Origin of the sequence: Pantoea sp. PSNIH1, from assembly GCF_007680655.1 — a bacterium.
GTDB lineage: Bacteria > Pseudomonadota > Gammaproteobacteria > Enterobacterales > Enterobacteriaceae > Pantoea > Pantoea eucrina.
The window spans coordinates 1,435,524-1,458,792 of the sequence record NZ_VEIP01000001.1; the positions used below are offsets into that span (position 1 = coordinate 1,435,524).

Genomic DNA, 23,269 nt, shown 5'->3' on the forward strand with positions numbered 1-23,269 from the left:
TCAAGCTGAAAGGCAGTACCCGCTGCTATTTTCATCTGCTCTCGCCGGCTGGGCCCGTCGGGGGATGCTGCGCTTTTTAACGCTGCTGTAATGCATTATCACTACCTGCACGCCAGGATAACTGCTGAAAATAGCGCTTCGGCACGTTTTTTATCGCATTTTTTCAGTTTATTCAGCTTTCATCCCGCAAATGTCTAAACGCTGCAGCAGGATTTGCATTACACTTGATTGTTACAAGCGGACACATTTGCACACAAGGAGACAGGCATGCATCACACCACACCGTTGATCACCACTATTGTCGGGGGCCTGGTCCTCGCGTTTCTCCTTGGCATGCTGGCCAATCGCCTGCGCATCTCTCCGCTGGTGGGCTATCTGGTTGCCGGCGTGGTTGCGGGCCCTTTTACGCCAGGCTTTGTTGCGGATACGAATCTGGCACCTGAACTGGCAGAGCTGGGCGTCATTCTGCTGATGTTTGGCGTCGGACTGCACTTCTCACTGAAAGATCTGATGGCGGTAAAGTCGATCGCCATTCCCGGCGCCGTGGCGCAAATCGCGGTGGCGACGCTGCTGGGAATGGGGCTCTCCTGGACCATGGGCTGGTCATGGATGACTGGCCTGGTGTTTGGCCTGTGCCTCTCTACGGCCAGTACCGTAGTGCTGCTGCGGGCGCTGGAGGAGCGACAGCTGATTGACAGCCAGCGCGGCCAGATTGCGATCGGCTGGCTGATTGTGGAAGACCTGGTGATGGTGCTGACGCTGGTGCTGCTGCCTGCCATCGCCGGCATGCTGGAACAGGGTAACGCCAGTCCGACCCTGCTGGCATGGGATCTGCTGCTGACCATCGGTAAAGTGGCCGCCTTTATGGTGCTGATGATGGTGGTAGGCCGCCGCGTTATCCCGTGGATCCTGGCAAAAAGCGCGGCTACCGGCTCGCGTGAACTCTTTACTCTATCGGTGCTGGCGCTGGCGCTCGGTATCGCCTTTGGTGCCGTAGAGTTCTTTGATGTCTCCTTTGCCCTTGGCGCCTTCTTCGCCGGCATGGTACTGAACGAATCTGAGCTGAGCCACCGCGCGGCGCGCGACACGCTCCCACTGCGCGACGCCTTTGCCGTACTGTTCTTTGTATCGGTCGGCATGCTGTTTAATCCGATGATCCTGATTGAACAGCCGCTGGCGGTACTGGGCGCGCTCGCCATCGTGGTGCTGGGTAAATCAATCGCCGCCTGGGCGCTGGTCACTCTGCTGGGGCACTCACGCCGTACCGCCCTGACCATTTCGGTCAGTCTGGCGCAGATTGGTGAGTTTGCCTTTATTCTCGCCGGCCTCGGCATTTCACTCGATCTGCTCAGCGAAGAGGGGCGCAACCTGGTGCTGGCGGCGGCTATTCTCTCCATTATGCTGAATCCTATCCTCTTCTCGCTGCTGGAGCGCTATCTGGATAAAACTGAAACCGCTGAGGAGCAGACGCTGGAAGAGGCGATGGCGGAAGAGAAACAGATCCCGGTAGATATCTGTAATCACGCGGTGATTGTGGGTTATGGACGCGTCGGCAGCCTGCTGGGGCAGCAGCTGCTGGAAGCAGATATCCCGCTGGTGGTGGTGGAAAACTCCCGCCCGCGCGTTGAAGCGCTGCGTGAACAGGGTATCAGAGCGGTGCTGGGCAATGCAGCACGCGCAGAGACCATGGAGCTGGCACGGCTTGACTGCGCCCGCTGGCTGCTGCTGACCATTCCGAATGGCTATGAAGCGGGTGAAGTGGTAGTGGCCGCACGTGAGAAGCGCAAGGATATTGAGATTATCGCCCGTGCGCACTATGACGACGAAGTCGCCTATATTATGGATCGCGGCGCTAATCAGGTCGTGATGGGCGAGCGTGAAATTGCCAGCAGCATGCTCAATGTGCTGAAAAAGGAGATCGCCGTTGAGCCGATCTCCCGCGAATGCCCGATTTGATCGGGGATCGCTGACTGCAGGGGCGCACTGATGCGCCCCTTTTTACTGCGCGCTTATCTGTCCCAGTAAGACTCTTCCAGGCTATCTTCCCGCTCCGGCAGGCCGCGCGTCAGGCGCGGTGAATGCTGGTTCAGCACCTGATAACTCACGCGGTTAGCATATTTGCACACCTGCGCCAGCGAGGAGTAGGTCAGATATTCACGCGCATGTTTGCTGGAGTTGGGGACTTTGAGGCGATGGAAGTTGTTCGCCGTGATATCGTGCAGCAGCGCTGCCAGCGCCCCGTCCCCTGCCCCGTTGGTATTCATGATCTTTTCCGGTCCGCCCATGTAAGGCGCGATATGCGAGAAGATGCGCAGCGGCTGCTGACAATCCTGCTGGCGCATCGCCCGGCTGAACTCATACTGGTTGAATTCCGCAATCGCGCCCGGCAGCAGCGGGTGATTCGTTTTGCGCTTAAATTCATCTTCAGTGAAGCCCGCCATGTAGAGCCCGGTCGGACCGGCGGTGCAGAGCACCAGATCGACCCACTCCAGCGCCATATCAGCTGCCAGCAGCGGATCCTGTTCATCGGTCAGCGCAAACGCTTCTTCTTCGTTCATCGCGACAATAGAGACGTGATCGCGCAGGAAATCACGCCAGAACTGCGGGTTATCCTGAATGACATATTTTGTACCCAGCGTTAACACCACCGGCACATTATGCTTTTTCGCATACGCAATGGCGCGCAGCGTGGCGTCCGGCATCGGTTCACCAGGCTGGCAGCGTACCAGATAGGAGGTCAGCACCAGCGCTGACGCCCCGGCAATCACCTCTTCCGGGATACTCTCCGCCTGCAGCCGGTTCATCAGCCCCGGACTGATCGCGAAGGTCCGTTCACCGTGCTCGCCAATCAGGGTAAAGCAGCGGCCAATCGCGCCGTCCACGCCCTGCAGGAAGTTCAGATCCATACGGCTGGAGGTGTTGCAGAGATAGCGATAGGCGTAGCCGCCAATCTGGATGTTATTGCACATGACGCCCAGCAGCACGGAACGATCGTCAGCCAGCACCGAGTAGTTGTGCAACGTGTTGCCAATGGTGCCGCCGGCAAACTGGTGGCTGATCAGCTGCTCGCGCATCAACTCGTTATAGAGCGCTTCCGCCGTCGCGTCGTCAATCACCAGCGAATGCCCGGCACTCAGGCCGTAGCGCTGCAGGAACGCGTCATCAACTTTGGCTTCGATATCCACCAGCGTCTGGTCGATACCCACCACCCAGCTGCCCTCCTCCTGCTCCTGCTGAATAGCCTGCAGCAGCGGATCGCGCGCGTTGACGGGAAAATAGTGTTTGGATTTACGTTTGCCGGGAAATTTCATGAAAAGCAGTCATCAGGGAAAATCAGGCAGAGAAGCATATCATACTCTCTGCCTGATGCGCTTAGCGGCGCGCGTTGACCAGCTGTACCATCATCTCAATGTGCTCGTCATCAGCGTTAAGCGCGGGAATATATTCAAATTTTTCGCCGCCTGCATGCAGGAAAATTTCACAGTTTTCACCGCTGATCTCCTCCAGCGTTTCCAGACAGTCCGCCGCAAAGCCGGGGCTCATGACCTGCACGTGCTTAATGCCTTTGGCCGGCAGACTTTTCATGGTCTCATCGGTGTAGGGCATCAGCCACGGCTCACGCCCGAAGCGCGACTGAAAGGTCATCATGATTTTTTCAGGGGCGATATTCAGCGCCGCCGCCAGTGCGGCGGTGGTATCTTTACAGCGCTGCGGATAATCATCGCCTTCATTGGCGAAACGCTGCGGAATGCCGTGGTAAGAGAGCACCAGCAGATCCGGCTCGCCGTGGCGGGCAAATGAGCGCTCAACGGAGGCTTTCAGCGCGGCAATGTAAGCCGGATGCTCAGCATAGTCGCGAATAAAGGAGACCTGCGGCAGCGAGCGCAGCGGTTTAAAGCTGCTGGCCAGGCCATCCCACACGGCGGCAACGGTAGAGCAGGAGAACTGCGGATAGAGCGGCAGCACAATCAGGTGCGTGACGCCCTGATCCAGCAGGCGATGTACCGCTCCGTCCAGGCTCGGCTGACCATAGCTCATGCCCAGCTCGACCGGCATGTCCACGCGCTGCGCCAGCGCGGCACGCTGCCGCTTGCTGAATACCATCAGCGGCGATCCCTCTTCCATCCAGACGGAGGCGTAGAGTTTCGACACGCGCGGCGAACGAAACGGCAGAATAATAAAATTAAGGATGGGCCACCATAGCCAGCGCGGCGTATCAACCACGCGCGGATCGCCGAGGAACTGCTTCAGATAGCGTTTCACCGCCGGGGTGGTAGGTGCTTCAGGTGTGCCTAAGTTAACCAGCAGAACACCGGGCTTATCTTGCCTCATTCTGTTTCCTTGATATCGCAACGAAGAGTGGTGAATCGGGGGAAATTGTAGCGGAAATCACGGGCGGGAAAAGCAATTGCTGTAAAAGGGCCAGGCATCCGGCCCTTTTGGTACTTAGCCGAGGATACGGCGCAGTTCTTCACTGACGTCAGCCACCGGGCGGGTGCCGTCAATTTTGTGATAGGCGGTGTTACCCGCTTCCGCTTCTTTGCTGTAATAAGCAATCAGGGGCGCTGTCAGCTCATGATACTCAACCAGACGCTTACGCACGGTCTCTTCCTGATCGTCTTTGCGCGTGGTCAGCTCTTCACCGGTCACATCATCTTTACCTTCCACTTTTGGTGGCTTGTTTTTGATGTGGTACACGCGGCCAGAAGGCGCATGCACGCGACGGCCCACAATGCGATCGACGATCAGCTCGTCCGGCACGGCAAATTCCAGCACGTAATCGACTTTGATGCCCGCTTCTTTCATGGCGTCAGCCTGCGGGATGGTGCGTGGGAAGCCATCGAGCAGGAAGCCGTTTTTGCAGTCTTCCTGCGCGATACGCTCTTTAACCAGCGCAATCACCAGTTCATCAGTCACCAGTTTACCGGCATCCATGATGGCTTTCGCCTGCTGGCCCAGTTCGGTGCCTGCTTTTACTGCGGCGCGCAGCATGTCACCGGTAGAGATCTGCGGAATACCGTAGTTCTCCATAATATACTGAGCCTGAGTGCCTTTACCTGCGCCCGGTGCCCCGAGCAGAATAATACGCATTGCGTAATTCCCCTTGCGAATCGCATTGATCAATCTATGAAGGCCAAGAACATACCATTATGACCCGCCAGCCACAAGGCAACGGGCACGCTATCACTGGCCCGCCTACTGTGACCTGCTTTGGGATGAAGCGCCAGCTGAGGGATTGATTTTAGGAATTCAGGCTACGCAGCAACAACGCTTTCAGCTGCTTTTTCAGCGTCGCGGTGACGTTTGTATGTTTGCTGCCGCTGCCGCGCAGGCTGGCCGGGATCAGCAAACGTCCGGGCAGCCGCCGGATCTCCGGCGGCAGGGTAACATTATGCAGCGCCGGCGGCAGATCAATCAGGGCAAATGGCAAACCGGGCTGCTGCAGTGAGGCGAGCGGTAGCGGCGTTTCGAGCGCAAACCGGTCAACCATGGCGATATTAAACGGCTTCCACTCAGCGCTCTCCATCATCGTCAGCGCCTGCTGCGGCGCGCTTCCCAGCGCCAGCCCCTGCTCTATCAGCCGCAGTTCGCTGCGCACCAGCGTGCTGAATTTTGTCGTGCGCAGCGCAATCAGTACCAGATCGTCGCTCAGCGCTGCATGGTGGTTCAGGTGTGCGACAAACAGATGGGAGCCGGCAATCAGCGTTTTGTGCAGCGCGCTGGCAAACGACCCGGAAGCGTCGGTCACGCCCTGACTCTGGCAGGCGTCGAGCGAGCGCACCCGCCCTTCCGCCAGATCCACATGCTCTATCAGGGCGATATTTCCCGCCATCATCGGGACGGCGGGCAGCACGCTCAGCTCGCTAACCGGATGGTGCGAGGCGTAGCGTGTCTGATTACGCGCCTGCTCCTGGCGTAAAAAAAGCTGAGAGAGCACCACCCGCGCAATATGCAGCGTGGGCGCAAAGAAGAGATCGTAATTTTCCAGCCGGTAGTAGCGGGATAGCTGGCTGCGCAGCCGATCGCATATCGCCGCCCTGGCAGAGGCGTTTTGTGAGGCCATCGCGTAACGTTTCCCTATATTAGCTGCGAAGTGGTGCTTTCCGGCAGATAAAACGCGTGGCTGATACATAGCCAGCCCGTCCCGTCAACCTGCCAGAATCTGGAGCAGAGGTTAGGGCAATGCGGCTGGACATTAAAATGATATAAACTGACAATCCCTGTTAGGTTTTTACACAAGGGACGAGTATGACCGCGCTTCCGTCACTACGGGCGCTGCGCTATTTTCATCAGGCAGCGCTGCACAGCAGTTTCAGCACGGCAGCGGAAACCCTGCATGTCACCCACAGCGCCGTCAGCCATCAGGTGCGCCAGCTGGAGAGCTGGATGGGCAAACCGCTGTTTGTACGCACTAACGGACGCGTCAAACTCACCTCGCATGGCGAACGCCTTCTGGTCAGCTGTCAGAAAGCGTTCAGCGAACTCGCCACCAGCTGCGAAAGCATACGTACCGGTATGCGGCATCACCTCTCTGTTTCCTGTGCGCCCAGCTTTCTCTCTCAGTGGCTGATCCCGCGTATCAGCAGTTTCTATCAGCGCTACCCGGATATCGACGTGCAGTTTCAGTCACTGGTTGAGATCGATCAGCTGCGCAGTGAACACACCGATGTGCTGATCCTGAGTTATGAGCAGCAGCCCGATGATGATATTGAAGCCACGCTTATCAGCGATGACGCGATTGGGCCGCTCTGTGCGCCCCACTACGCCGAACGCCTGCAGAGCGCGCGCGATCTGCAAACGCTGCCGCTGCTGCATGCGGATACCCGGCTGCACGCCTGGGCTGAGTGGGCAAAAAACAGCGGCGCACGCGGTGATTTCTGGCGTGGCAAACACTTTGATAATCTGATGCTGGCTATTCAGGCCGCCAGAAGCGGTCTGGGGATCATGATGGCCCCGCGACTGCTGGTGCAGCAGGAGCTGGAAGCGGGCGCGCTGATTGCGCCGCTGGGCTTTGTGCGCATCGATCGCGCGACCTGGATGATGGCCAAACGCTCGCGCGAGCAGAATGCAGAGATCCGTCTGTTTCGCGCATGGCTCAGAGAGCAGGCGCAGTGCTGACGCCATAAAAAAGGGCGCCATTAATGGCGCCCTTAGCTGTTTTATTCGCTTCGCGCTGTGCGGCGTTACGCCGTCAGCAGCTGGTTCATGCGGCGGATAAACTGGTTAGGATCGTCCAGCGTACCGCGCTCAGCCAGCAGCGCCTGATCCAGCAGCAGTTCAACCCATTCGGCAAAGCGCGCCTCATCCTGGGTATCCGCTACGCGTTTCACCAGGCCATGCTCCGGATTGATCTCAAAGATATATTTCACTTCCGGAACATCCTGACCGGCGGCGGCAAACAGCTTCGCCATCTGGGTGGTCATTTCGTTAGCATCAGTGGTGACGATAGCAGGCGTATCGGTCAGACGATGCGTCAGTCGCACCTCTTTAACGCGCTCGCCCAGCAGCGTTTTCACGCGCTCAACAAACGGCTCCAGCGCTTTTTCCGCTTCTTTCTGCTCTTCGGTCTCTTCATCCGCCAGCTTGCTCAGCGACTCATCAGCTTTGCTTACTGACTGGAACGTTTTACCTTCGAACTCGGTGAGATAACTCATCATCCACTCATCGATACGATCGGAGAGCAGCAGTACCTCAATGCCTTTTTTGCGGAACAGCTCCAGATGCGGGCTGCTTTTCGCCGCGGCATAGCTGTCCGCCGTGATGTAGTAGATCTTCTCCTGACCTTCAACCATGCGGCTCAGGTAGTCATCCAGCGATACGCTCTGCTCGCTGCCTTCGCTCTGCGTGGTGGCAAAACGCAGCAGTTTAGCAATCGCCTGCTGATTGGCGCTATCTTCTGCCGGTCCCTCTTTCAGTACCAGACCAAACTCTTTCCAGAACTGCTGATACTTCTCTGCATCATCTTTTGCCAGTTTTTCCAGCATCTGCAGGCTGCGCTTAGTCAGCGCGGCGCGCAGGCTCTGGGTGACACGGCTGTCCTGCAGAATTTCACGTGAGACGTTAAGCGGCAGATCGTTAGAGTCAATCAGACCGCGCACAAAGCGCAGGTAGTTCGGCATGAATTGCTCAGCGTCATCCATAATAAACACGCGCTGTACATAAAGCTTGAGGCCATGCTTGCTGTCGCGGTTCCACATATCGAACGGAGCACGCTGCGGGATGTAGAGCAGGCTGGTGTACTCCTGCTTGCCTTCCACGCGATTATGGCTCCAGATAGCCGGATCGCTGAAGTCATGTGCAATGTGCTTGTAGAACTCGTTGTACTCGTCGTCGCTGATCTCCGCTTTATTACGCGTCCACAGCGCCTGGGCTTTGTTGACCTTCTCCCAGGTTACGGTGTCGTTCTCTTCATCTTTGGTTTCGATCTCTACCGGCAGTGCGATGTGATCGGAATATTTGCTGATGACGTTACGCACGCGCCAGGCGTCAAGGAAATCATCTTCCCCTGCGCGGAAATGCAGCGTGATCTCGGTACCGCGATCGGCTTTTTCGATTTCTGCCAGGGTATATTCGCCCTCGCCTTCTGACTCCCAGAACACGCCCTCGCTGGCCTGTGCGCCGGCAGCGCGGGTGCGCACGGTCACTTTGTCAGCAACGATAAAGGCGGAGTAGAAACCCACACCAAACTGGCCAATCAGCTGGCTGTCTTTCGCCTGGTCAGAGCCCATAGACTCCAGGAACGCTTTGGTGCCTGATTTAGCGATAGTACCGAGGTTTTCAATTACCTCATCGCGACGCATACCGATACCGTTGTCGCTCAGCGTCAGCGTCCGTTTCTCCTTGTCGACCGAGATACGCACGCGCAGCTCGCCGTCGCCTTCATAGAGATCCGGAGTGGAAAGCGCGCGGAAGCGCAGCTTATCAGCGGCATCAGAGGCGTTGGAGATCAGTTCACGCAGGAAAATCTCTTTGTTTGAATAGAGGGAATGGATCATCAGGTGCAGAAGTTGTTTTACCTCTGACTGGAAGCCACGCGTCTCTTGTCCTTTCATGGTCATTGCTACCTCAACAGAATCGGGGTTGATCGAACGTTGAGGAAGATATGGGGATGGCGGGAAAATTTTCAAGCCGGTTTCAGTGAATGAAACCGGCGAGTGCTTAGAATTTAATCTTATGACGTCCGGCAAGAGAGTGCGACAGCGTGGTGCCATCAACCATCTCCAGCTCGCCACCTACCGGTACACCGTGCGCGATACGGCTGGCGTCAACGCCATACTGACCGCACAGCTCAGCGATATAGTTGGCGGTCGCTTCACCCTCTACCGTGGGGTTGGTCGCCAGGATCACCTCCTGCAGCGTCTCATGTTCCAGACGCTGCTCCAGGCGATCGAGCCCGATATCCTGCGGACCAATCCCATCCAGCGGCGACAGATGTCCCATCAGCACAAAGTAGCGTCCGCCAAACTGGCCGGTCTGCTCAATGGCGTGAATATCTGCCGGGCTTTCCACCACGCAAATCTGCCCATTCTGCTGCCGACGGGCGTTAGCGCAGATGGTGCAGATCTCCTGTTCGGTGAAGGTACGGCAATCGGCACAGTGGCCGATTTCCGACATCGCGCGCGTCAGCGCCTGAGCCAGACGCATGCCACCGCTGCGATCGCGTTGCAACAGGTGAAACGCCATGCGCTGCGCTGACTTAGGGCCTACACCCGGCAGACAGCGCAGTGACTCCATTAAGGTTTCAAGCAGTGGACTGGTCTGCATCAGAACGGCATCTTGAAGCCAGGCGGCAGCTGCATACCGGAAGAGACAGAAGCCATCTTCTCTTTCTGCGTCTCATCGATGCGACGCGCCGCATCATTAAAGGCTGCAGCAATCAAATCTTCCAGCATATCTTTGTCATCTTCCAGCAGGCTGGGATCGACTTCCACGCGACGGCAGTTGTGCGCGCCGTTGATGGTTACTTTAACCAGACCCGCACCCGATTCGCCCGTAACTTCCAGCGCGGCGATCTCTTCCTGAACCTTGGCCATTTTATCCTGCATCTGCTGGGCCTGTTTCATCAGGTTGCCCAATCCGCCTTTACCAAACATAGTTTTCTCTCTCTGCTGGGGCTGCGCGCAACCTCTGCGCGACAGCGTGATCATACGGGTCGGATACTCTCTTCATCCAGATCGGCATCAAAGAACTGCTGCAACATCTGAATGTGGGTATCACTTGCGAGCGACTGGCGCGCCTGCGCCAGCTTCTCTTCATAGATGGCCTGTCGCCACTCCAGCGGCGTCAGCACCGCCGGATTATCATCTTCCACGATGGTCAGTTCAACTTCCTGACCCGCCGCCTGGCTTAGCGCAGCCTGAATGGCCTGCCGGGCTGCCGCAGAATTGAGGTGTCGCTGGCTGCTGCGCAGATGCAGCGTCACGCTCTGTTCATGCTGCTCTTTCCACGCGTTGAGCGCCACCTGCTGCACCAGCTTTGGCAGCGTCAGCCGGGCAATTTCAGCGGTCCAGGCATCACGCAGCTGTGCTTCCTCGGCCAGCCGCGCAGCCAGCTCCGGCGTTTTCTCATGCTCCAGCGCTGAACGCAAGGCTTTTGGCGTTGCGACCGGCTCCGCTTTCTCCTCACTCTGCTGCTGTGCTTTCCAGCGGTACGCCTCCGGTTTTACCGGCGCGCTTGCGGTTTCGGGTGCGCGCTGCTGAACGCGCTCCGTCACCGTAGCCAGACGCTCCAGCGCCTGATTTGCCGGCCGCGCGGGACGCGCTGCCGGCTCACTCTTTTTTACTTTACCTGCCCCCTGACGCAGCAGTTGCGTACGCGCCTGCAGCAGCTGACTGGTGGTGTCCGGCAGATTGCCGGCAGGCGGAGCCTGCGGTTCTGCCGGAGCCGGCGCAGCGGGCGGCGCCATCTGCGGTTGCGTAGCCGGCGCCATCTGCGGTTGTGTAGCCGCAGCAGGCTGCTCAGCCGGGGCGGCGGCAGGTACCTGCGGTGCCGCCTGCGGTGCCAGCGACGGACGCGCCACCGGTTCAGCAAGTGTAGCCTGTGGATGGAAAGCCAGCGCGCGCAGCAGCGTCATTTCCACACCCAGGCGCCGATCGGGTGCCAGCGGCAGATCTTTGCGTCCCATCAGCAGCGTCTGATAGTAGAGCTGCACGTCAGCGGGTGGCAGGGTACGCGCCAGCTCACGCAGGCGCTGCGCTTCACTGAACTCTTCATCATTGAGAGAGCCAGGCAGCAGCTGCACCATTGCGATGCGATGCAGCAGCCGCAGCATCTCAACCAGCAGCGCTTCCCACTCTACTCCGCGCGAAGCGGCCTGATTCAGGCGCGCCATTACCCGTTCGCCGCTGCCCTCCACCAGCGCTTCAATCAGCGCCAGCGGCTGTTCATCATCCAGCGTGCCGAGCATCTGCGCGACGGTATCGCGCGTGATGCTGCCCTGCCCGCTGGCGATCGCCTGATCGGTCAGGCTCAGCGCATCACGCATACTGCCATCGGCAGCGCGCGCCAGCAGATGCAGCGCACGTGGCTCCGCGGCAATCTGCTCCTGCTCCAGCACATAGCTCAGCTGCTGCTGAATCTGTTCAACGTCCAGCGCTTTCAGATGGAACTGCAGGCAGCGCGACAGGATAGTGATCGGCAGCTTCTGCGGATCGGTGGTGGCCAGCAAAAACTTAACGTGGGACGGCGGCTCTTCCAGCGTTTTCAGCAGGGCATTAAAGCTGTGGCGCGACAGCATATGTACTTCATCAATCAGATAGACCTTGAAGCGACCGCGCGCTGGCGCGTACTGCACGTTATCCAGCAGATCGCGCGTATCTTCCACTTTGGTACGGGAAGCCGCATCGATCTCGATTAAGTCAACAAAGCGGCCCTGCTCAATTTCCCGGCAGTTGTCGCACTTGCCACAGGGCGTAGCGGTAATACCGGTTTCGCAGTTCAACCCTTTCGCCAGCAGGCGGGCAATAGAAGTTTTCCCTACGCCGCGGGTGCCGGAGAAAAGATAGGCATGATGAATACGTCCCAGTGATAACCCGTTGGCGAGCGCAGTCAGCACATGTTCCTGACCCACTACGTCTGCGAAGGCCTGGGGACGCCATTTTCGCGCAAGTACCTGATAGCTCATGTGGATGTGGTCACTGGATTGTATTGAGTTGGCACAGCAGCGCGGCAATCAGCCGGCAGCCACCGTCAGAAAAAGGGAAAAAATGCAGCTTCGCAAACCCTGTGTATTTGGGCAGTAGTTTACCAGCCACAGCGAAATATGCCTATACCCGTCTCGGGCAGGCGCAGGCAGAGTAACCTATGGGATAAGCACTGCGCTCTGCAAAACGGCAGAGCGCAGCAGGCCTTAGTGGCCGGGGAAGCTGACGAGGCTGTAGCAGTTAACGCCCAGCGCGGTCAGGCGCGCTTCGCCGCTGAGATCGAACAGATTAATGACAAAAGCGGCATCGTTGACTTCGCCACCCGCGCGGCGGATCAGTTTTACCGTCGCCTCAATGGTGCCGCCGGTTGCCAGCAGATCGTCGATGACCAGCACGATATCGCCGGGTTTAATCGCGTCTTTGTGCAGCTCCAGCGCATCCGTACCGTACTCCAGCTCATAGCGCTCCTGCCAGGTTTCACGCGGCAGCTTGCCCGGTTTACGCACCGGTATAAAGCCTACGCCCAGCCCCAGCGCTACGGGTGCACCAAACAGGAAGCCGCGCGCTTCTGTACCCACCACTTTGGTGATGCCTTTGTCACGATAACGCTCAACCAGAATGGAAATCGCCGCCGCATAGGCCTGCGGATCTTCCATAAGGCTGGTCACGTCGCGGAACAGAATGCCCGGCTTCGGATAGTCGTGAATACTTTTGATGCTGTTTTTGATCAGTTCAAGCTGCTGCGCAGTTGCGGTCATAAAGGTTACGCCTGGAAAAATATCTAAAACGCGCAGCTTCAACAGCGCCAATACCCGGAGACCGGGTTAAGCGAAGTCGTTTCACAGAGGGAAGCCACGCACGAAGATGCCCAAATCTAAGCAAACAGCGGCCTAAATGCAACCCTGACGCGGTTAATGTTGCGTTGTCTCTTCTGCTACTACCGGGATACGCCACATAAAGAGCAGCAGTATCGCTAATAACACCAGCAGCAGCAGACGCAGCCAGAACAGCTTTACCAGCCAGAGCGAGAACGCAAAGGTGATGATAATCAGCACTATTGCCCGCCCCTTAGCGCCTGGCGGCATGGCACGATGACGCTGCCAGTGACGCAGATAGCGGCCAAAAGGCGAGCGCCACAGCAGCCAGTGGTGAAAGCGCGGCGATGAACGGGCAAAACACCAGGCGGCCAGCAACACAAATGGCGTTGTCGGGAGTAAAGGTAATACAATGCCCAGCGTGCCCAGCACTATCGCCAGCCAGCCAAGGCTCAACAGTAGAAAACGCTGCATGCCAGATGCCTGAATACTGAATATGCTCTTACGTTAACATGGAACCGAAGTGATGCCTCTCCTTTCCGCGCCTGAGCGGCTGCAAAAAATCGTTGAAACGCTGCGCCAGCGCATAGCACAGCAGCCGGACGGCGTCTGCAGAGTGCCGCGCTTTGATGCCGCACTGTTTCATACTAAAGGCACCCGCCTGAGCGACTATCTGCAGGAGCTGGAGCGAAATCTGCACCATCTGCAGCAAAAACAGCACAGCGCCGTGCAGCAGCAGTGGCTGGCGCAGCGGGTGCTGGATCAGCTGGCGGCACTTCAGCGCGAATGCGAAAGCCAGCAGCTGCGGCCGTGGCGGGAGCAGCCGCGGCGGGATACCCGCCAGCAGAAGCGTGTTGAGTATCAGGGGTATGAGACGCGGCTACTCGCCATGCTGCGCCAGCGCGAGGCGCATCTTGCCCGGGCAGAAACGCTGAGCGTGCAGCAGCAGCTGATGCGGGAAGTGGAGCAGCTGCAGGCGCGATTAAGCCGCTGTCGCGCTGCGCTTTATCAGCTCGATCTGCCCGCCGCGCAGCCGTAGCGCTGCACTTCTATACTCAACGCATAAGGCAGAAGGAGGAACCGGTGACGCTGATTATCTGGATAGTAACGGGCCTGGCCGCTGGCTGGCTCAGGCGCCTGCTGCTGCCCGGCAGGCCCGGCGGGATGATCCCCGGGCTGGTACTGGCCGCAATTGGCGCGCTGATTGGCGGCTATATTGCCACCTACTTTATGAATGGCGAAATCGGCACGCTGCATATCGCCGGCGTAGCTGCCGCTTTGGCGGGCGCAGTGCTGATGCTGCTGGTTGCAATAAAACTACGAATTTAGGAGAGAGTATGTCGCTTGAGAGCGCACCGGATGAGATTAAGCTGGCGGTCGATTTGATTCAGCTGCTGGAGGAGAACCAGGTGCCGCCCGCGACGGTGCTGGCCGCGCTGGCGATCGTCCGGCGCGACTATGAACAGAAGCTGGCCGCCGCGCATGCAGATTAACGCCCGCTCAGGGTCGGGCTCAGCCGCAGCATATCGAGAAACGCATCAACGATCTGCGGCGCTTCCGCGGCCAGGTCAAAACTGTGCGGATTAAACAGCCAGCTCTCCATCATGCCATTGATATAGCCGCGCATCAGCAGTGCCGCCTGACGGGTATTCAGCGCACCGGGCAGCTGTCTCGCTTCAATGCAGCTGCGCAGCACGGTTTCAATGCGGTCATAACACGCCTGCAGTAAGCCCTGCTGCATCGCCACCAGCGTTGACATTTCGCCCACAAACTCACATTTATGGAAGATAATCTCCATAAGTGCGCGTCTTTGCGCATCCTTTGCCGTGGCGTCAAGGATATAGATCAGCATCGAACGCATTACAGAAAGTGGATCGTCCGGATATTTTGTCTGATACTCAAGTTCCACATCGTCCAGCCCGGCGTCGCAGCGCAGCCAGATTTCCTGTAACAGATCGGCTTTATTTTTAAAGTGCCAGTAAATGGCACCGCGCGTGACGCCAGCCGCTGCGGCGATATCAGCCAGCGACGTGGCGGCCACGCCCTGTTCAGAAAAGTGTGCTAATGCGGCATCAAGAATTTGATTACGCGTTTCAAGTGCTTGCGCTTTGGTTTTTCGTGCCATAGGGAGCTGTTTTTACAAACTGGCAAGTTTACATACATTTGTGAATGTATGTACCATAGCATGACCCGTGTTTTAACGCAGCAATGGGTTTATCGGTTTGTGATCCATTGATCATTTGATATCGGACACTAGAGGTTTTATTTATGAATAAAAACAGAGGGTTAGTGCCTCTGGCGGCCGCCGTGATGCTTTCAGGCAGCTTTTTGTTAACAGGATGTGATGATGATAAATCTCAGCAAGCCGGCCAGCAGCAGCAGCAGCCGCCGGAAGTCGGGGTGGTCACATTAAAAGCTGAACCCCTGAAGGTCACGACTGAACTGCCTGGTCGCACTTCCGCGTTTCGCGTAGCAGAAGTCCGCCCTCAGGTGTCGGGTATCATTCTGAAGCGTAATTTTGTTGAAGGCAGTGATATTAAAGCGGGCCAGTCGCTTTATCAGATCGATCCTGCCACCTATCAGGCAGCTTACGACAGTGCTAAAGGGGATTTAGCGCAGGCGCAGGCTAATGCCCGCGTAGCGCAGCTCACCATCAAACGTTATAAGCCACTGCTCGGCACCAAATATATCAGTCAGCAGGATTACGACAACGCAGCGGCCACTGCGGCTCAGACTGCGGCTGCCGTGCAGGCTGCCCAGGCTAACGTTGAAACTGCCCGTATCAACCTTGCCTACACCAAAGTCACGTCGCCTATCAGCGGCCGTATCGGCAAATCCTCTGTGACGGAAGGTGCCCTGGTCTCCAATGGTCAGACTAACGCGCTCGCGACCGTGCAGCAGCTGGATCCTATGTATGTCGATGTAACGCAGTCCAGTGACGATTTTCTGCGCCTGCGCGCCGAGCTGGAAGCGGGCCAGCTGAAACAGACCGATGGTAAAGCTAACGTCACGCTGCTGATGCAGGATGGTAGCCCTTACAAGCAGTCGGGAACACTGGAATTTTCCGATGTCACCGTCGATGAAACCACCGGTTCGATTACGCTGCGCGCTATCTTCCCGAACCCGGATAACCGTCTGCTGCCGGGTATGTTTGTGCGTGCGCGTCTGGATGAAGGCGTGAACCCAACCGCGCTGCTGGTGCCGCAAACCGGCGTGACCCGTACGCCAACCGGCGATGCCAGCGCGATGGTTGTTGGCGCAGATAACAAAGTTGAAGTACGTAAGATCACTGCAAATCAGGCGTTTGGCGACAAATGGCTGGTTACCGATGGTCTGAAAGAGGGCGACCGCGTGATTACCGTCGGTATTCAGCGCGCGAAAGCGGGTGCGCAGGTTACGCCAAAAGAGGTCTCAGATGATGCTAAAGCAGCCCAGGAATCTCAGTCTGCTAAATCATCGTCATAACAGGAGCCGTTGATACATGGCTAAGTTCTTTATCGATCGCCCCATTTTTGCATGGGTGCTTGCCATCATCATTATGATGGCGGGTGCGCTGTCGATCATCAGCCTGCCGATTGAGCAATATCCCAATGTTGCGCCACCGGCGGTTGAGATCCAGGCATCTTATCCGGGTGCGGATGCAAAAACGCTGCAGGATTCTGTTACGCAGGTTATTGAACAGAATATGAACGGCATCGACGGGCTGATGTATATGTCCTCGAGCAGTGACTCATCCGGTACGCTGACGCTGACGCTGACCTTCCAGTCCGGTACCGACGCGGATATCGCGCAGGTACAGGTGCAGAACAAGCTGCAGCTGGCGATGCCGCTGCTGCCGCAGGAAGTACAGCAACAGGGGATTCAGGTTAAAAAATCCTCCAGCAGCTTCCTGATGGTAGCCGGTTTTGTCAGTGACGATGGCAGCATGACGCAGAACGACATTGCGGACTATGTCGCCTCTAATATCAAAGATCCTATCAGCCGTACCACAGGCGTAGGTGATACCCAGGTGTTTGGTGCACAGTATGCGATGCGTATCTGGCTCGATCCGCACAAGCTGAACAACTATCAGCTGACGCCGGTTGACGTCATCAGCGCGCTGCAGACGCAGAATACCCAAGTCGCTGCCGGTCAGCTGGGCGGTACACCGCCGGTGCCAGGCCAGCAGCTTAACGCCTCGATTATTGCTCAGACCCGCCTGACCTCAACCGATGAGTTTGGCAACATCATGCTCAAGGTGAACCAGGATGGTTCGCAGGTGCGTCTGCGCGACGTGGCAAAAATTGAACTGGGTGGTGAAAACTACGAAGTTATTGCCCGTTACAACGGCAAGCCCGCATCCGGTATCGGTATCAAGCTGGCGACCGGGGCTAACGCACTGGATACCGCAGAAGCGGTTAAAGCAGAGCTGGGTAAACTGGAGCCGTTCTTCCCGTCAGGCATGAAGACCGTCTACCCGTATGACACGACCCCGTTTGTAAAAATCTCCATTTTCGAAGTGGTTAAAACCCTGTTTGAAGCGATTGTGCTTGTGTTCCTGGTTATGTATCTGTTCCTGCAGAACTTCCGCGCCACGCTGATCCCCACCATCGCCGTACCGGTGGTGCTGCTGGGTACCTTCGCTATCATCAATGGTTTTGGCTACTCCATTAACACGCTTACGATGTTTGGTATGGTGCTCGCCATCGGCCTGCTGGTTGATGACGCCATCGTGGTCGTCGAGAACGTTGAGCGCGTTATGGCAGAAGAGGGACTGCCGCCGAAAGAGGCGACCAAACGCTCCATGGAGCAGATTCAGGGCGCGCTGGTCGGTATTGCGCTGGTGCTCTCTGCGGTATTTATTCCCATGGCGTTCTTTGGCGGTTCGACCGGGGTTATCTACCGTCAGTTCTCGATCACCATCGTTTCAGCGATGGCGCTGTCGGTGCTGGTCGCGCTGATCCTCACCCCTGCCCTCTGTGCCACCATGCTCAAACCGATTAAAAAAGGTGAGCATGGTAAAACCACCGGCTTCTTTGGCTGGTTCAACCGCATGTTCGACAAAAGCACCAATCACTATGTCGACAGCGTCAGCCATATTATCCGCAGTACCGGCCGCTATCTGGTGATCTATCTGGTCATTGTTCTCGGCATGGCGTGGCTGTTCCTGAAGCTGCCGACCTCCTTCCTGCCGGAAGAAGATCAGGGGCTGTTACTGGCACAGGCGCAGCTGCCAGCCGGTGCGACCCAGGAACGTACTCAGAAAGTGCTGGATCAGGTAACGGACTACTTCCTGACCAAAGAGAAAGATAGCGTCAATTCCGTGTTCACCGTTAACGGCTTTGGCTTTGCCGGCCGTGGTCAGAACACCGGTATCGCGTTTGTCAGCCTGAAGCCGTGGGATGAGCGTGGCAGCGCCGATCTGAAAGTACCGGCTATCGCCGGACGCGCCATGGGCGCACTGGGTCAGATTAAAGATGCCATGGTCTTCCCGTTCAACCTGCCGGCCATTATCGAACTGGGTAACGCCACCGGTTTTGACTTCCAGCTGATTGATCAGGGCAACCTGGGCCATGAAAAGCTGACCGAAGCGCGAAATCAGCTGTTTGGCATGATCGCCCAGCATTCAGATACGCTGGTTGGCGTACGTCCGAACGGCCTGGAAGATACGCCGCAGTACAAACTGATTATCGATCAGGAAAAAGCGCAGGCGCTGGGGGTATCGCTCTCTGATATCAACACTACGCTGGGCGCCGCCTGGGGTGGATCCTACGTCAACGACTTTATCGATCGCGGTCGCGTGAAGAAAGTGTACGTTATGGGTAAAGCGGATGCGCGCATGCTGCCGGATGACATTGGCAAATGGTATGTGCGCAACAGCGCCGGCAATATGGTGCCCTTCTCTGCCTTCTCCTCGGCGAAATGGCAGTATGGCTCACCACGACTGGAGCGTTACAACGGTCTGCCTTCCATGGAGATCCTCGGTCAGGCTGCGCCGGGCAAGAGCTCGGGTGACGCGATGGATATGATGGAGGAGCTGGCGTCGAAACTGCCAACCGGTATTGGCTACGACTGGACCGGCATGTCCTATCAGGAACGTCTGTCAGGTAACCAGGCCCCGGCGCTCTACGCGATCTCGCTGATTGTCGTCTTCCTCTGCCTGGCGGCACTCTATGAGAGCTGGTCTATTCCGTTCTCGGTGATGCTGGTCGTGCCGCTCGGCGTTATAGGCGCGCTGATCTTCACTACCCTGCGCGGGCTCAGTAACGACGTCTACTTTGTAGTCGGACTGCTGACCACGATTGGTCTTTCCGCTAAGAACGCCATTCTGATCGTCGAATTTGCGAAAGATTTAATGGATAAAGAGGGCAAAGGCCTGGTGGAAGCGACGCTGGAAGCGGTGCGTATGCGTCTGCGCCCGATTCTGATGACCTCACTGGCGTTTATCCTCGGTGTACTGCCGCTGGCGATCAGCAGCGGTGCCGGTTCCGGCGCTCAGAACGCAGTAGGTACCGGCGTAATGGGAGGAATGGTCACCGCTACCGCGCTGGCAATCTTCTTTGTACCGGTCTTCTTCGTCGTGGTGCGTCGCCGCTTCAGTAAGCATAAAGCGGACCTTGAAGGCAGCCATCCGGCTGAACACGCGAAACACTGATTGACTCCTTAATGAAAAAGGCCGCAGATGCGGCCTTTTTTTATGGTGCCTGATGACGGTTGCAATCGCGCTATAACGGGCGCATAATATTGTTATATTATAACATTACATAGGAATCGTCATATGAAGCCTGATATCCACCCGCACTATCGTCCGGTTCTGTTCCATGACACTACCGCTGATGAGTATTTTAAAGTGGGATCAACCATTAAAACTGAACGCACCATCGAGTTTGAAGGCGAGGTTCTGCCCTACGTGACGCTGGATGTCTCCTCCAAATCGCACGTTTATTATACCGGCAAACAAAAAGAGTTCGCCAAAGAGGGCAGCGCGGCGCGCTTCAACAAGCGCTTTGGCAGCTTCCTGACGCGCACCAAATAAAGGAGCAGTACGATGCAGGTCGTGAGTTCACTTCGGTCGGCTAAAACCCGCCACCGGGATTGCAAAGTGGTACGACGTAAAGGCCGTATTTATGTGATTTGCAAATCCAATCCACGTTTCAAAGCGGTTCAGGGAAGAAAGAAAAAGCGTTAATGCGTTGTGAGAGTTTGGCCGGGATGCTCCCCGGCCTTTTTTATTGCATGCTTTTCAGCATCGCTTCCGCGTTATGCCGAAATGCTGCCGTATAGGTCGCAGCCGGACCGCCAGCAGCGGAGAGCGCCTCCGGATAGAGTTCGCCGCCGGGCTGCGCCCCCGATTCACTGGCTATCTGTTTAACCAGGCGCGGGTCGGTCTGATTTTCAATAAAGTAGCGGTGAATATGCTCACGCCTGAGCTGCTTAATAATCTGCGCAACGTCGCTGGCGCTGGCTTCTGCTTCCGTGGAAAAGCCGACCGGTGCCAGGAAGGTAACGCCATAACGCTGTCCGAAGTAGCCAAAGGCGTCGTGGCTGGTCAGCACTTTGCGCGCGCTGCGCGGCACGGCGTCAAATGCAGATTTAGCCCAGCTGTCGAGCTGCTGCAGCTGCTGAATGTAGCGTTCGCCGCTGCGCCGGATGTCGGCGGCGTCCTGCGGATCGGCTTTTATCAACGCCTGCATTACGTTACGCGCATAAATTTCACCGTTCTGCAGATTGTTCCAGGCGTGCGGATCGGTAACGGTACTGCCCTCCTCTTCCATGGTACGCGTGCTGATGCCGCTCGATGCCACCACCACATCGCCGCGATAGCCTGAAGCCGTTATCAGCCGATCCATCCACCCTTCCAGACCGAGACCGCTGACAAACACCACGCTGGCCTGCGCCAGCGCCTGGCTATCCTGTGGCGAAGGCTCAAAGGTATGCGGATCGCCATCCGGCCCGACCAGCGAGGTGACACGCACATGATCGCCGCCAACCTGTTTTACGATATCGGCCAGCACGGTAAAACTGGCTACCGTGTTGATAGTACCGGCCTGCGTAAACGGGCTGACCAGCATCGCGCTGGTTATCAGGCTTAGTGCAATAAACTTCATTTGTATCCCCTTATCAGTATATTAACGACGACGCAGCACGCCGCCGCATGGCCCTGTCAGAACAGAGAGCAGAAACAGCCCGGCGGCACTCAGCACCACGGCTGGTCCGGCAGGCAGTGAGTAGTACCAGGAGAGCATCAGCCCGCTTAGCGCAGCAGCGATTGCCAGCAGCATAGCGATAAACAGCAATGGGGTGAGCCGACGGCTCCAGAAGCGGGCGCTGGTAGCGGGCAGCATCATCAGCCCGACGGACATCAGCGTTCCCAGAATCTGAAAGCCAGCAACCAGGTTCAGTACGACCAGCAGCAGAAAAAGCCCCTGTACCAGCGGTGCGCTCCAGCGGTTCTGCACCCGCAAAAAGTCGGGATCGAAGGCGTCAATGACCAGCGGGCGGAAAATCAGCGCCAGCGTCAGCAGCGTGAACGTGGCGATAGCGGCAACCAGAACCAGCGCACGAGTGTCGACTGCCAGCAGTGAACCAAACAGCACGTGCAGCAGATCCACACTGGAGCCGCGCAGCGAAACCAGCGTGACCCCCAGCGCCAGCGAGCCAAGATAAAATCCGGAAAAGCTGGCATCCTCTTTTAACGGGGTGTAACGACTGACGGCACCGGAGAGCAGCGCCACCACCAGCCCCGCCAGCAGTCCGCCTGCGCCCATTGCCACCAGCGACAGACCTGAGAGCAGGTAGCCAACCGCTGCACCCGGCAAGATCGCATGCGATAGCGCATCGCCTATCAGGCTCATCCGGCGCAGTGACAGAAATACGCCCAGCGGAGTGGCGCTCAGCGCCAGCGCAATACAGGCCACCAGCGCGCGGCGCATAAAGCCAAATTCGATAAAAGGCTGCAGCAGCGTCATGACGTCACCTGCACGCTCTCTGGTGAGTGATCCAGCGACAATTCTGTGCTGAAGTAGCGGCTGACCAGCGGCCTGTCGTGCAGGACCACCAGCAGCGTCGTGCCCTGCTGCTGCTGCTGCCGGAGCAGCGCCATCAGCAGAGTAGTGGTGGATGCATCGATAGCGCTGAAGGGTTCATCCAGCAGCCAGACCCGGCTCTGCTGCATCAGAAGCCGGGCAAAAAGGACCCGCTGCAGCTGGCCGCCAGAGAGCGTGGCGGGCTGCGCATCGGCAAATGCCCGCATCTGTACGGCGTCCAGCGCGGCGTCGATCTCTCTGTGCAGCGCCCGGTTAATGCCGCCAAACCAGCCGCAGCGCGGCCAGCAGCCGGTGGCAACCAGCTCATATACCGTAAGCGGAAAACGCGTCTCCAGTTCGCTACGCTGTGGCAGCCAGCCAATAGCACGGGCGGGCACGCCGATCGGGCAGGAGCCGGAGACCGGTGCAATTACGCCAGCCAGCGTTTTCAGCAGCGTTGACTTGCCGCTGCCGTTTGCGCCGGTCAGCGCGGTCATACTGCCGGCAGCCAGTTTTCCGTCGGGGATCGCGGTTATCGCCTGCCCGCGATAGCCGACCTGGAGCTGATTAAAGTGGATCATGCCGAGGTACCCCAGAAGACGCAGAGCATCAGCAGAGTAATAAGTATCATGACAACCATCAGACGACTGCCGACGGAAAGTAACAGACCGCTGTTGCGCATCGCATTCACCATTATGTTATAACATAACAATATGCTACTGGATTTAGCGGTGACGCGCGCGCAGAGAAGTGTTTCAAAAATTGATCGTCCGTGCCCCCGGGCAGATCGCCAGTGGCATTACCCATCGCAATAATCGCTGGTAGCGTCAATCACCTGCTTGCATTACAACCAGCAAGACTCAATGATAGCGGTACGATCTTTTTTTTACGGAATACGCTATGCAGGCTATTATTAATGTGGACGTTGCGGCAGATGAACATGACTGTGACAAACTTCGCAGCGTCATCCAGGGGAATATTCTTAAAATAGCTGAAGCGCTGGCCGGAGAGTTAGACTGGTATTCGCAGAGTGCTCAATTAGTTCCTGAAAGTTTTCAGGTACTATCTATTAAAACCATTAATCCAGATAGTTTTAAAATGCTTTATGAATTTTCCTGGGATTTATTTAATCCCTGCCTCGATTTGAACGAAACCTTTACCCGACATGAAGAAGTTATGTTCCACATAAAGCCCGGTGCGCTGGTGTTTGATGTGATTGACAATACGCGCCTCTCCCCTGCTGATGAATTGTAATATTTGGTAATTGAGGTGAGCAAAACTAATGATTGTGGATTACATTTAATAG

Annotated in this window: 24 protein-coding genes and 1 other annotated feature; of the genes, 10 read left to right on the plus strand and 14 right to left on the minus strand. The window is 57.1% G+C overall.

What is annotated here, in order from left to right:
• The first annotated feature begins 267 nt into the window (after positions 1-267).
• Positions 268-1,956, plus strand: coding sequence for a YbaL family putative K(+) efflux transporter (gene ybaL, locus FS690_RS06725; RefSeq protein WP_039383029.1), 1,689 nt, complete (start codon positions 268-270; stop codon positions 1,954-1,956).
• A 53-nt stretch (positions 1,957-2,009) separates the two neighbouring features.
• On the opposite strand, the gene FS690_RS06730 is transcribed toward ybaL, so the two are convergent.
• The 4 genes from FS690_RS06730 to FS690_RS06745 all read right to left on the minus strand — a co-directional run bounded on the left by FS690_RS06730 (position 2,010) and on the right by FS690_RS06745 (position 6,064).
• A complete protein-coding gene (locus FS690_RS06730; protein WP_145339229.1) occupies positions 2,010-3,311 on the minus strand; it encodes an inosine/guanosine kinase in 1,302 nt (433 codons plus the stop codon).
• Positions 3,312-3,372: 61 nt separating this feature from the next.
• Positions 3,373-4,332: a ferrochelatase gene (gene hemH, locus FS690_RS06735; RefSeq protein WP_039383026.1), complete on the minus strand. Its 960-nt coding sequence runs from the start codon at positions 4,330-4,332 to the stop codon at positions 3,373-3,375.
• Between the two features lie 114 nt (positions 4,333-4,446).
• Positions 4,447-5,091 carry an adenylate kinase gene (adk, locus tag FS690_RS06740; RefSeq protein WP_039383025.1) on the minus strand — a complete coding sequence of 215 codons (645 nt, stop codon included), beginning with the start codon at positions 5,089-5,091 and terminating at the stop codon, positions 4,447-4,449.
• Between the two features lie 151 nt (positions 5,092-5,242).
• Complete coding sequence (locus tag FS690_RS06745) at positions 5,243-6,064, minus strand: DUF6024 family protein (protein ID WP_071668945.1); 822 nt, start codon at positions 6,062-6,064, stop codon at positions 5,243-5,245.
• Positions 6,065-6,249: 185 nt separating this feature from the next.
• Here FS690_RS06745 and FS690_RS06750 point away from each other — a divergent pair, with 185 nt between their 5' ends.
• Positions 6,250-7,119, plus strand: a complete 870-nt coding sequence (locus FS690_RS06750) for a LysR substrate-binding domain-containing protein (protein ID WP_145339231.1) — start codon at positions 6,250-6,252, stop codon at positions 7,117-7,119.
• 65 nt (positions 7,120-7,184) lie between these two features.
• Here the strand turns inward: FS690_RS06750 and htpG are convergent, their stop codons facing one another.
• From htpG to FS690_RS06780, 6 genes are all read right to left on the minus strand, one after another.
• Positions 7,185-9,059 (minus strand): molecular chaperone HtpG, encoded by a 1,875-nt coding sequence (gene htpG / locus FS690_RS06755; protein ID WP_071668943.1) that lies wholly within the window; start codon positions 9,057-9,059, stop codon positions 7,185-7,187.
• Between the two features lie 100 nt (positions 9,060-9,159).
• Complete coding sequence (gene recR, locus FS690_RS06760; RefSeq protein ID WP_039383019.1) at positions 9,160-9,765, minus strand: recombination mediator RecR; 606 nt, start codon at positions 9,763-9,765, stop codon at positions 9,160-9,162.
• A complete protein-coding gene (locus tag FS690_RS06765) occupies positions 9,765-10,094 on the minus strand; it encodes a YbaB/EbfC family nucleoid-associated protein (RefSeq protein WP_031377860.1) in 330 nt (109 codons plus the stop codon). Before FS690_RS06765 ends, recR begins: the two co-directional genes overlap by 1 nt.
• Positions 10,095-10,144: 50 nt before the next feature.
• Positions 10,145-12,124, minus strand: a complete 1,980-nt coding sequence (gene dnaX / locus FS690_RS06770) for a DNA polymerase III subunit gamma/tau (protein ID WP_145339233.1) — start codon at positions 12,122-12,124, stop codon at positions 10,145-10,147.
• Positions 10,739-10,800, minus strand: a sequence feature (DnaX frameshifting element). (Overlaps the previous gene by 62 nt.)
• A gap of 225 nt (positions 12,125-12,349) precedes the next feature.
• The gene (apt, locus tag FS690_RS06775) at positions 12,350-12,901 is read right to left on the minus strand and encodes an adenine phosphoribosyltransferase (RefSeq protein WP_039383017.1); all 552 of its coding nucleotides are present in this window, start codon (positions 12,899-12,901) and stop codon (positions 12,350-12,352) included.
• A gap of 153 nt (positions 12,902-13,054) precedes the next feature.
• Entirely contained in the window at positions 13,055-13,432 is a 378-nt protein-coding gene (locus FS690_RS06780) for a DUF454 family protein (RefSeq protein ID WP_039383014.1), read from the minus strand.
• 52 nt (positions 13,433-13,484) lie between these two features.
• Here FS690_RS06780 and priC point away from each other — a divergent pair, with 52 nt between their 5' ends.
• From priC to rsmS, 3 genes are read left to right on the plus strand one after another with little or no spacing between them, the layout of a single operon-like run.
• Complete coding sequence (gene priC / locus FS690_RS06785; RefSeq protein WP_104084632.1) at positions 13,485-13,997, plus strand: primosomal replication protein PriC; 513 nt, start codon at positions 13,485-13,487, stop codon at positions 13,995-13,997.
• Positions 13,998-14,041: 44 nt separating this feature from the next.
• Complete coding sequence (locus tag FS690_RS06790; RefSeq protein ID WP_039383012.1) at positions 14,042-14,287, plus strand: GlsB/YeaQ/YmgE family stress response membrane protein; 246 nt, start codon at positions 14,042-14,044, stop codon at positions 14,285-14,287.
• An 8-nt stretch (positions 14,288-14,295) separates the two neighbouring features.
• Positions 14,296-14,451 carry a pleiotropic regulatory protein RsmS gene (gene rsmS / locus FS690_RS06795; protein ID WP_071668940.1) on the plus strand — a complete coding sequence of 52 codons (156 nt, stop codon included), beginning with the start codon at positions 14,296-14,298 and terminating at the stop codon, positions 14,449-14,451.
• On the opposite strand, the gene acrR is transcribed toward rsmS, so the two are convergent.
• Positions 14,448-15,083 (minus strand): multidrug efflux transporter transcriptional repressor AcrR, encoded by a 636-nt coding sequence (acrR, locus tag FS690_RS06800; protein WP_108569668.1) that lies wholly within the window; start codon positions 15,081-15,083, stop codon positions 14,448-14,450. The two genes, rsmS and acrR, sit on opposite strands and share 4 nt — an antisense overlap.
• Before the next feature lie 143 nt (positions 15,084-15,226).
• Here acrR and FS690_RS06805 point away from each other — a divergent pair, with 143 nt between their 5' ends.
• From FS690_RS06805 to ykgO, 4 genes are all read left to right on the plus strand, one after another.
• A complete protein-coding gene (locus FS690_RS06805) occupies positions 15,227-16,423 on the plus strand; it encodes an efflux RND transporter periplasmic adaptor subunit (protein WP_039383010.1) in 1,197 nt (398 codons plus the stop codon).
• 16 nt (positions 16,424-16,439) lie between these two features.
• The gene (locus FS690_RS06810) at positions 16,440-19,592 is read left to right on the plus strand and encodes a multidrug efflux RND transporter permease subunit AcrB (RefSeq protein WP_039383009.1); all 3,153 of its coding nucleotides are present in this window, start codon (positions 16,440-16,442) and stop codon (positions 19,590-19,592) included.
• A gap of 123 nt (positions 19,593-19,715) precedes the next feature.
• A complete protein-coding gene (locus FS690_RS06815) occupies positions 19,716-19,973 on the plus strand; it encodes a type B 50S ribosomal protein L31 (protein ID WP_039383008.1) in 258 nt (85 codons plus the stop codon).
• A 12-nt stretch (positions 19,974-19,985) separates the two neighbouring features.
• A complete protein-coding gene (gene ykgO, locus FS690_RS06820) occupies positions 19,986-20,126 on the plus strand; it encodes a type B 50S ribosomal protein L36 (RefSeq protein ID WP_071668939.1) in 141 nt (46 codons plus the stop codon).
• Positions 20,127-20,166: 40 nt separating this feature from the next.
• Here ykgO and FS690_RS06825 read toward each other — a convergent pair whose 3' ends face one another.
• Genes FS690_RS06825 through FS690_RS06835 form a run of 3 tightly spaced genes read right to left on the minus strand, consistent with a single transcriptional unit; the run spans position 20,167 to position 22,544 of the window.
• Positions 20,167-21,045, minus strand: a complete 879-nt coding sequence (locus FS690_RS06825; protein ID WP_094111508.1) for a metal ABC transporter substrate-binding protein — start codon at positions 21,043-21,045, stop codon at positions 20,167-20,169.
• A gap of 21 nt (positions 21,046-21,066) precedes the next feature.
• Complete coding sequence (locus tag FS690_RS06830; RefSeq protein WP_145339235.1) at positions 21,067-21,906, minus strand: metal ABC transporter permease; 840 nt, start codon at positions 21,904-21,906, stop codon at positions 21,067-21,069.
• Positions 21,903-22,544: a metal ABC transporter ATP-binding protein gene (locus tag FS690_RS06835; protein ID WP_145339237.1), complete on the minus strand. Its 642-nt coding sequence runs from the start codon at positions 22,542-22,544 to the stop codon at positions 21,903-21,905. Before FS690_RS06835 ends, FS690_RS06830 begins: the two co-directional genes overlap by 4 nt.
• A 319-nt stretch (positions 22,545-22,863) precedes the next feature.
• Between FS690_RS06835 and FS690_RS06840 the strand changes: the two genes are divergently transcribed.
• Positions 22,864-23,217, plus strand: coding sequence for a hypothetical protein (locus FS690_RS06840; protein WP_039385744.1), 354 nt, complete (start codon positions 22,864-22,866; stop codon positions 23,215-23,217).
• Positions 23,218-23,269 lie beyond the last annotated feature (52 nt).

Excerpts from the sequence above, each read along its gene's own strand:
- ybaL (WP_039383029.1), top strand. The coding sequence starts at position 268 with ATGCATCACACCACACCGTTGATCACCACTATTGTCGGGGGCCTGGTC.
- FS690_RS06730 (WP_145339229.1), bottom strand. The coding sequence starts at position 3,311 with ATGAAATTTCCCGGCAAACGTAAATCCAAACACTATTTTCCCGTCAAC.
- hemH (WP_039383026.1), bottom strand. The coding sequence starts at position 4,332 with ATGAGGCAAGATAAGCCCGGTGTTCTGCTGGTTAACTTAGGCACACCT.
- adk (WP_039383025.1), bottom strand. The coding sequence starts at position 5,091 with ATGCGTATTATTCTGCTCGGGGCACCGGGCGCAGGTAAAGGCACTCAG.
- FS690_RS06745 (WP_071668945.1), bottom strand. The coding sequence starts at position 6,064 with ATGGCCTCACAAAACGCCTCTGCCAGGGCGGCGATATGCGATCGGCTG.
- FS690_RS06750 (WP_145339231.1), top strand. The coding sequence starts at position 6,250 with ATGACCGCGCTTCCGTCACTACGGGCGCTGCGCTATTTTCATCAGGCA.
- htpG (WP_071668943.1), bottom strand. The coding sequence starts at position 9,059 with ATGACCATGAAAGGACAAGAGACGCGTGGCTTCCAGTCAGAGGTAAAA.
- recR (WP_039383019.1), bottom strand. The coding sequence starts at position 9,765 with ATGCAGACCAGTCCACTGCTTGAAACCTTAATGGAGTCACTGCGCTGT.
- FS690_RS06765 (WP_031377860.1), bottom strand. The coding sequence starts at position 10,094 with ATGTTTGGTAAAGGCGGATTGGGCAACCTGATGAAACAGGCCCAGCAG.
- dnaX (WP_145339233.1), bottom strand. The coding sequence starts at position 12,124 with ATGAGCTATCAGGTACTTGCGCGAAAATGGCGTCCCCAGGCCTTCGCA.
- apt (WP_039383017.1), bottom strand. The coding sequence starts at position 12,901 with ATGACCGCAACTGCGCAGCAGCTTGAACTGATCAAAAACAGCATCAAA.
- FS690_RS06780 (WP_039383014.1), bottom strand. The coding sequence starts at position 13,432 with ATGCAGCGTTTTCTACTGTTGAGCCTTGGCTGGCTGGCGATAGTGCTG.
- priC (WP_104084632.1), top strand. The coding sequence starts at position 13,485 with ATGCCTCTCCTTTCCGCGCCTGAGCGGCTGCAAAAAATCGTTGAAACG.
- rsmS (WP_071668940.1), top strand. The coding sequence starts at position 14,296 with ATGTCGCTTGAGAGCGCACCGGATGAGATTAAGCTGGCGGTCGATTTG.
- acrR (WP_108569668.1), bottom strand. The coding sequence starts at position 15,083 with ATGGCACGAAAAACCAAAGCGCAAGCACTTGAAACGCGTAATCAAATT.
- FS690_RS06805 (WP_039383010.1), top strand. The coding sequence starts at position 15,227 with ATGAATAAAAACAGAGGGTTAGTGCCTCTGGCGGCCGCCGTGATGCTT.
- FS690_RS06810 (WP_039383009.1), top strand. The coding sequence starts at position 16,440 with ATGGCTAAGTTCTTTATCGATCGCCCCATTTTTGCATGGGTGCTTGCC.
- FS690_RS06815 (WP_039383008.1), top strand. The coding sequence starts at position 19,716 with ATGAAGCCTGATATCCACCCGCACTATCGTCCGGTTCTGTTCCATGAC.
- ykgO (WP_071668939.1), top strand. The coding sequence starts at position 19,986 with ATGCAGGTCGTGAGTTCACTTCGGTCGGCTAAAACCCGCCACCGGGAT.
- FS690_RS06825 (WP_094111508.1), bottom strand. The coding sequence starts at position 21,045 with ATGAAGTTTATTGCACTAAGCCTGATAACCAGCGCGATGCTGGTCAGC.
- FS690_RS06830 (WP_145339235.1), bottom strand. The coding sequence starts at position 21,906 with ATGACGCTGCTGCAGCCTTTTATCGAATTTGGCTTTATGCGCCGCGCG.
- FS690_RS06835 (WP_145339237.1), bottom strand. The coding sequence starts at position 22,544 with ATGATCCACTTTAATCAGCTCCAGGTCGGCTATCGCGGGCAGGCGATA.
- FS690_RS06840 (WP_039385744.1), top strand. The coding sequence starts at position 22,864 with ATGCAGGCTATTATTAATGTGGACGTTGCGGCAGATGAACATGACTGT.